This is a genomic window from Roseovarius sp. TE539 (assembly GCF_003298505.1).
In the GTDB taxonomy this organism is placed as follows: domain Bacteria; phylum Pseudomonadota; class Alphaproteobacteria; order Rhodobacterales; family Rhodobacteraceae; genus Roseovarius.
The window spans coordinates 1-2,269 of record NZ_QNGB01000060.1 but is presented as its reverse complement, the minus strand read 5'-3'; the positions used below and the strand labels follow the sequence as shown (position 1 = coordinate 2,269).

Here is a 2,269-nt window from a genome sequence, read left to right as displayed (position 1 = left end):
ACGTTTCCATCAGTAACACCTGCTCTTCCTCCGTGCCAAAGCGCACGGATGTTAACAATGCAGGTGGGTCAGTTTTAGATGATCATACCCACCCAAGTGGGTCACTTTTGCATGCCGATTCACAGTCCATATCCCGGGAGATGAACTCGCTGCCCTGATCGACACGGATGGTGTTGGGATAGCCGATCATTCGGCAGGTTCGATCCAGCGTCGTGACCACATCTTCGCCCCGATAGCTGAACCGCGCGTCGAGCACAGGCACGTATCGTGAGAACGTGTCCACGACGGTCAGAACCCGAAGCTTCTTGCCCGTCGCCAGCTGGTCATGGACAAAATCCATCGCCCAGACATCGTTGGGGCCGACGGCTTCGGCGCGATCATCGCGTAGCTTGGCCTTCACCCGCCGTTTCGGCGTCTTGTTCCTCAGCTGCATGCCCAACTCCCTGTAAATACGATAGACTTTCTTGATGTTGATGCCCCAGCCCTCGCGGTCCAGGAGCACATGAACCCGGCGATAGCCGTAGCGCACACGTGTCTCGCAGATATCCACGATCCGCTTTTCCACGGCAGCCTGACCGGCGCGGCGGGATTTGTAGTGAAACGTCGAACGATCGAATCCGATGGCCCCACATGCCGCCCGGATCGAGACCGCCCAATCGCTGCACATCCCGCGAACCAGTTCGCGCATCCGACCAGGCCTCAGATCTTTCGCCGGATGACGTCCTGCAACATCTCGCGGTCCAAGGTAAGGTCGGCCACGATCTTCTTCAGTCGGCCGTTCTCGTCCTCGAGCTGCTTCAGCCGCTTCATCTCCGTCGGCAACAGACCCGCATACTTCTTCTTCCAATTGAAGTAGGTGGCCTGGCTGATCCCGGCCTTCCGGCAGATCTCGGCAACCGGTGTCCCTTCTTCGCCCTGCTTGATGATGAACGCCTTCTGCGCGTCCGTAAACTTCGATGCCTTCATGTGATTCCGCTCTTCTCCCAGCCGGGAAATTGTAGCGGAAAACTCCAGCTTCAAACGGTCCAATTTGAGGGGATCAGATCAGTACCCGGGACGCATAAAATCAATGACTTACAGGGTGGAGAACGTTCGATCCCGGTCCCGCTCCCTCCGCCACTTGCCCTCGCGAAAGCGTTCTCCCCATCCGGCTGCGGCCGGATTTTTCCGTTGTTTTCGAGGGTTATGCGGGAGGGGCTGAGCACCGGCCCCGGCGCCAAGACGCCCGGAAGCGGTCTCCCAGGCCCGATATTCTCCGGACCTCTCGACTGCCCGATTTTGGTGTAGAGCCTGTAAGCCTCAGAAAATAAGGGAACAAATCGAAGGCTGACCTGAACACTTCGATGCCAGTGGCGCCATCGAGATGGAACCGGGATCGAACAACTCGTCGCGCTTTGGCTGAAACGCCAGCTCTATTCTGCAGGCTCGGCGACGGCAGCGTGCCTCGTGATGATGTCCTGCACCTCGCCCGGCTTGAACGCGACATCCCAAGCCCAGCGTCCGAAACCGCCTGCTGCGTTGATCGCCTTCACCCATTCGTTCAGCGCGTCCCGCTTCGCCTTGTTCTGAGGGCTGTCGGTGCCCTTGATCTCGAGCGCGAGGATGGCGGAACACGGCGCGCAACTGGTCGATCACGGCCGCCTCGATTTCCCCCGCTGGCACGCGGCCGACCGGGCAAGATCCGGCACCGTGCTTCAGCACCGTCTGGCTGACATAGTAGCGGTAGAGCCGGTCGCCCTTGCGGGTATGCGTCGGCGAGAAGGCCGCGCCGTCCGGGCCGTAGAGCAGCCCCTTCAGCAGCGCCGGCGTCTCGGCACGGGTGCGAGCCGCGCGCTTGCGGGGGCTCTCCTGCAGGATCGCATGCACACGGTCCCACGTCTCGCGGTCGATGATGGCGTCGTGCTCGCCGGGATAGCTCTCGCCCTTGTGGACCGCCTCGCCGATGTAGGCGCGGTTGTTCAGCATGCGGTAGAGGAACTTCTTGTCGATGCGGTTACCGCGCGGCGTGCGGATGCCGCGTTTCGCCACCTCGCGCGCCAGCTCCGTTCCCGAACCGATCTCGAGAAAGCGGGCGAAGATCCAGCGGACGTGCTCGGCGGCGTCCTCGTCGACCACCAGCTTCCGGTTCTCGACGCGGTAGCCGTAGGCGGCGTCTGCATTTAGCTGATCCAAGCCATTGCGCATGCGAGATCAACGAAGGCTTTGAATGAGCTGACGGATTTCTCGCAACGCAATGCGATCCTGCGGAAGCGTTTGATCTTATTGAAAA

4 pseudogenes are annotated in these 2,269 nt (G+C 60.6%); all 4 read right to left on the bottom strand.

Features of this window, described 5'->3' with window-relative positions:
• Positions 1-124 precede the first annotated feature (124 nt).
• A pseudogene (locus tag DQW77_RS17800) lies at positions 125-966 on the bottom strand (IS3 family transposase); the annotation flags it as partial.
• A 446-nt stretch (positions 967-1,412) separates the two neighbouring features.
• Positions 1,413-1,601: pseudogene (locus DQW77_RS18840) on the bottom strand (hypothetical protein); the annotation flags it as partial.
• A pseudogene (locus DQW77_RS17790) lies at positions 1,600-2,145 on the bottom strand (recombinase family protein); the annotation flags it as partial. The pseudogenes DQW77_RS17790 and DQW77_RS18840, both read right to left, overlap by 2 nt.
• Before the next feature lie 14 nt (positions 2,146-2,159).
• A pseudogene (locus DQW77_RS18700) lies at positions 2,160-2,269 on the bottom strand (IS5/IS1182 family transposase); the annotation flags it as partial.